The sequence below is a fragment of the Acidobacteriota bacterium genome, from assembly GCA_016208495.1.
Lineage (GTDB): Bacteria > Acidobacteriota > Blastocatellia > Chloracidobacteriales > Chloracidobacteriaceae > JACQXX01.
In genome coordinates this window covers 1-4,455 of the sequence record JACQXX010000106.1, presented here as the reverse complement: position 1 = coordinate 4,455, position 4,455 = coordinate 1, and the positions used below count along the sequence as shown (strand labels likewise).

Annotated in this window: 6 protein-coding genes and 1 pseudogene; 6 read left to right on the top strand and 1 reads right to left on the bottom strand. The window is 51.2% G+C overall.

The annotated features are described in order from the left end of the window. Nucleotides 1–140: 140 nt before the first annotated feature. The 5 genes and pseudogenes from HY774_21595 to HY774_21575 all read left to right on the top strand — a co-directional run bounded on the left by HY774_21595 (nucleotide 141) and on the right by HY774_21575 (nucleotide 3,679). A pseudogene (locus HY774_21595) lies at nucleotides 141–620 on the top strand (CHAT domain-containing protein). Nucleotides 621–908: 288 nt separating this feature from the next. Then, complete coding sequence (locus HY774_21590; protein ID MBI4751080.1) at nucleotides 909–1,913, top strand: RluA family pseudouridine synthase; 1,005 nt, start codon at nucleotides 909–911, stop codon at nucleotides 1,911–1,913. Then, entirely contained in the window at nucleotides 1,897–2,286 is a 390-nt protein-coding gene (gene queF, locus HY774_21585) for an NADPH-dependent 7-cyano-7-deazaguanine reductase QueF (protein ID MBI4751079.1), read from the top strand. Before HY774_21590 ends, queF begins: the two co-directional genes overlap by 17 nt. A gap of 171 nt (nucleotides 2,287–2,457) precedes the next feature. Further along, nucleotides 2,458–3,063, top strand: a complete 606-nt coding sequence (locus HY774_21580) for a hypothetical protein (protein MBI4751078.1) — start codon at nucleotides 2,458–2,460, stop codon at nucleotides 3,061–3,063. Nucleotides 3,064–3,097: 34 nt separating this feature from the next. After that, on the top strand, nucleotides 3,098–3,679 hold the full coding sequence (locus HY774_21575) for an SMI1/KNR4 family protein (protein MBI4751077.1): 582 nt from the start codon (nucleotides 3,098–3,100) through the stop codon (nucleotides 3,677–3,679). On the opposite strand, the gene HY774_21570 is transcribed toward HY774_21575, so the two are convergent. Continuing rightward, entirely contained in the window at nucleotides 3,676–3,828 is a 153-nt protein-coding gene (locus HY774_21570) for a hypothetical protein (GenBank protein MBI4751076.1), read from the bottom strand. The genes HY774_21575 and HY774_21570 overlap by 4 nt on opposite strands. Here HY774_21570 and tnpA point away from each other — a divergent pair. Then, nucleotides 3,819–4,253 carry an IS200/IS605 family transposase gene (gene tnpA, locus HY774_21565; GenBank protein MBI4751075.1) on the top strand — a complete coding sequence of 145 codons (435 nt, stop codon included), beginning with the start codon at nucleotides 3,819–3,821 and terminating at the stop codon, nucleotides 4,251–4,253. The genes HY774_21570 and tnpA overlap by 10 nt on opposite strands. Nucleotides 4,254–4,455: the final 202 nt, after the last annotated feature.

The following is a 4,455-nucleotide window of genomic DNA, read 5'->3' as shown; positions in this document are numbered from 1 at the left end:
TACATTCCGGTTTGGGGCATCCTTGTCCCCATTCTTTTGGTTTTCTCACAGGTCAGCCCTCCGATTTCTCTTCTGTTTTTTGTCTTTTCTATCGTAGGACTGACCTGTTTCTTTTTCAAAGTATTAGCCGATGAGCACCGGAATTTGCCGCCAGCCAGGAATTGAGTCAGTATCAGATGATTCATTTTGCCACTCACGGATTTGTGAACCTCCAAAATCCAGAATTTTCAGGGCTGGCGCTGTCGCTGGTGAACAAAAAAGGAGAAGAGCAAGACGGGTTTCTGTTACTTTCAGATGTTTATAATATGAGTCTCAATGCCGAACTGGTGGTGTTATCCGCCTGTGAAACCGGGCTTGGGAAACAATTTCAGGGAGAAGGTCTGGTCGGACTCACGCGTGGGTTTATGTATGCCGGGTCGCCGCGCATTATCGTCAGTTTATGGAGCGTGAGCGATCAGGCCACGGCTGAATTGATGGAACGCCTCTATGAAGGTCTTTTGAAGCAAGGGAAAACACCGGCAGTGGCGCTACGTCAGGCTCAGTTGGCGATTATGAAAGAGAAGCGGTGGCGGTCGCCGTTCTATTGGGCCGCCTTTCAGTTGCAGGGAGAATACCGATAGGAGGGTTCAGGGTTTTCGGAAGGGATGAGGGATGAAGGATGAGGGATGAAAGAAATCACCTTGTCACCTTGTCAGTTGGTCACCTTGTCAGGAGTTGGGGTTCGGGGTAAGCTGCACAGTTTGTGAATGACCTGGCGATATTTGCCTGGATGGCGATTGATCCAATTTGGGTCAAGACCTGATACCCTAAACCCCAAACCCCGAACCCTGAACCCCAAACCCCGAACCCCGAACCCCGAACCCCAAACCCTGAACCCCGAACCCTGAACCCCGAACCCCGAACCCTAAATGACAACCAAAATTGAAAGCGAAGTTTTAACCGTTCCTACAGAACACATTGGCGACCGGGTGGACGTCTTTCTGGCGGCCCAACTGGGAATCAGCCGGAGCCGCATCCAGCGAAGCATTGAAGCCGGTGATGTTCTGGTCAACGGGAAAGTCGTGCGGGTCAGCCACCGCCTGCGAGCGACTGACACGATTGATGCTGATATTCCCGAAGCCGTCGCCACCGATTTGATTCCAGAAGACCTGCCGTTGACGATTGTGTATGAAGACGATGCGATTCTGGTGCTCGAAAAAGCCGCCGGAATGGTGGTTCATCCGGCGGCAGGCATCACCCAGGGGACGCTGGCCAACGCGCTCGCGTTTCACCTGAAAATGGAGCACGAGGCTGCTGGGCGTCAGCTTTCGACAGATGGGAGCTACCGTCCAGGACTGGTGCATCGCCTGGACCGTGACACGTCGGGCGTGATGGTCGTGGCCAAAACCGAAGCGGCGCTGGAGCATCTGGCCAACCAGTTTCGAGATCGGACGGTTGAAAAACACTACACCGCATTGGTGTATGGTCAGGTGAACGGAAACAAAATTACGATTGACGCTCCGGTGGCCCGTGATCGAAATAACCGCCTGAAAATGACCGTATGCCGTCCCAGTGAAGGCCGCAACGCGCTCTCGATTTTGACCGTCACGCATCGGTTTCAGGAATTTACGCTGCTTGACGTCGAGATCAAAACGGGTCGCACGCACCAGATTCGCGTCCATTGCGCCTATGTGAAGCACCCGGTCGTGGCCGATGAAATATATGGCAAAGGTCGGAGTACCAATATCCAGCGCCACACCCACCGCATTGGCGTCGAACAGCTTGGAAGACAGTTTTTGCACGCCGCAACCCTCGGGTTTACCCATCCCGTGACCGGCGAGCGGATGCACTTTCGTTCTGCCTTACCGGCGGAACTTACTCATTTATTATCATTGCTTGAGGAGGAAGATACCGCGCATGAGCGCCTACACTGAAGAACACGCCAAGAAGGGAATTGATGCCCCATTGCCGGCGATTGAAACCTGGCCAAATCAATTCCAGAACTACGACATCACGATTGTAATACCGGAATTTACTTCCGTTTGTCCGTTGACGGGCCTGCCGGATTTTGGAACCATTACAATCAAGTACACGCCCCGCGAAAAATGCCTGGAGCTGAAATCGCTCAAGGAATACATTTTGTCGTACCGCAATTTGGGGATTTTCTACGAAAACGTCATCAACCGGGTGCTGCGGGACATCGTCGCCGCCTGTGACCCGGTCAAGATCGAAGTCAAAGGCGAATTCACTCCACGCGGCGGCATCCACTCCGTCGTCGAAGCCCGCCACAGCGCAAGTAACGAATGAAGAATGAAGAAAAAGTTGAGAGTTCCGCCTTCAGTCAGGAAGTTTTCCAAACGGCCTGTGTGACCAGGTGAATTGATTTGGTTCCTTGGCCAACTAGACAGTGCTGGTGGTCGTGCTTTTGGCATTTCCACCAGCACACGTTACATTCGAAAAAGGTAGCAGGGCGCGTATATGCAGAGACCCGACAACATCCTTCCGTTTTGTGGTGGCGGAGAGTGCCCGGTTCAGTACTGGCTTGCGTATCAAGGCCGTGATTTTTATATCCGGTATCGGGATGGCTGGTTGTCACTTGATGTGGATGACGGTGAAGTATTTGAAAAACGCATCGGTGGTCCGTTCGATGGCACCTGGACAGACGAAGAGACCAACGCCTACCTGACGATTTTCAGCGAAATTATCGAGTGCGGGCAATGGAGCGGTAGAGATGTTCCAACTTTGTATGAAATCCGGGCACATCCGTCCTTCAAAAAAGGCTCGCTTCCAATGATGGGCGTTGGGTTAAAATGTGGCAAAAAACAAGAGCTTGACCTGGTATCACAACCATTTCTCAATCGTCATGGCCGACGACGATTCAAAAAGATGGGAGTGCATTTCCATACTCTGGCCTGCATCATGTCTTGTGCTGCACAAGACGTTGAACAGTGGGTCACACTTCACCCGGCGCAACATGCCCTGTATCTTGAAGAATACGCTGGTACATGGAATAACTACCTGCGGCGCCAGGCAACCACGGTTGATGGAAACAATGTCAGGCATTGGCCACAGGTTCTCGAATAAAATAAGGATAAACCAGTAAAGTGGTTGAGGAACTATGGATTACATTCAGGTATGGAGCAAAAAACTTGGTCACTTGCAATCACTGGAAGGAAACCCAATTCTAGGCTATCTGGCCTTAGATTGTGTTTTTAACCCTTGTCTGACTCTTCAAGAAGTTGAGGGATTTGAAGCCAGATATGATATTACTTTGCCTGAAGATTACCGGAGGTTTATTTTGGAAATCGGCGATGGAGGTGATGGCCCCTGGAAGGGAATTCTACCGCTTCGTCGCTTCTTTTCGATGAATCACAACCGGATTTTAGATGACTTGAAGAAGCCCTTCTTGCACCAATCACCCTGGAGCTATAATCAGATTTCAGAAGCCGAACGCGATCAATATGATATGGATCCTTTTTCTCTCACCCAGGGCGCACTGCCAATTTCGGATGTTGGGTGTGGGATTGCCATCCTCCTGGTGATAACCGGACCTCAACGAGGTACCATCTGGATTGATGACACTGAAAGCGACGGTTTATTAAAGCCTGAAAAAAATGGAAGTAGCTTTACTGAGTGGTATAGTCAATGGCTTGATCAACTCTGGAAACTGGCTGCACAGGTCTATCATTTTCAAATCTAAATCTCTTCTGCTGTAAAGCTGACGATTTCCGCCCGGATGGGCGATGGATAGTAGCCGGTGGGAAGCCTGCTTTGAGGCGCACCCACCGGACCAATGCCCGGCCCGTATTCGCGCCCGGATGGGCGCTGGAGACTCCACAATGTCGTCAACCCATTTCAGTTTGCATTACCACATTGTGTTCAGTACCAAACACCGCCAGCCAGTCATTGCCCAGGATTGGAGACCACGACTTCATGCATTCATCGGCGGTGCAGTGCGAACTTTGGGCGGCATTCCAGAAATGGTTGGAGGGACCGCTGACCACGTTCATCTTTTGATAAGCCTGCGAACGACCCACCGGCTGGCGGATGTGATGCGGGATGTCAAGCACAGCTCTTCACAATGGATTCACGAAACGTTGAACCTTCGGAATTTTGGGTGGCAGGACAGATACGGCGTGTTTACGGTCAGCCCGACCATCATTGACAAGGTAAAAAGCTACATTGCTAACCAGGAAGACCATCATCGAAAACAGACTTTCCGCGAAGAATATCTGGATTTGCTGAGAATGGGTGCTCATCGGCTAATACTGTGATTCTGAATCGGCTCAAATTTGGCGGTTAAAAGCTCGCTAAAGGTCCAGACATGGTCGGTTGACCCAGCGGCGATCCCTGGGGTCCGGGGTTTCCATTTGGGATGAATCACACCCGAGGAGCGACGCTCAGAGTCAGGCAGAGGAAGACGCAGACTCAAATGAGGACGGGCAAAATTGTAATACACCTGAAAGAAGACAACCC

What these genes read in the sequence shown, in the direction of transcription:
- HY774_21590 (MBI4751080.1), top strand. Translation starts at nt 909, where the DNA reads ATGACAACCAAAATTGAAAGCGAAGTTTTAACCGTTCCTACAGAACAC.
- tnpA (MBI4751075.1), top strand. Translation starts at nt 3,819, where the DNA reads ATGTCGTCAACCCATTTCAGTTTGCATTACCACATTGTGTTCAGTACC.
- HY774_21575 (MBI4751077.1), top strand. Translation starts at nt 3,098, where the DNA reads ATGGATTACATTCAGGTATGGAGCAAAAAACTTGGTCACTTGCAATCA.
- HY774_21580 (MBI4751078.1), top strand. Translation starts at nt 2,458, where the DNA reads ATGCAGAGACCCGACAACATCCTTCCGTTTTGTGGTGGCGGAGAGTGC.
- queF (MBI4751079.1), top strand. Translation starts at nt 1,897, where the DNA reads ATGAGCGCCTACACTGAAGAACACGCCAAGAAGGGAATTGATGCCCCA.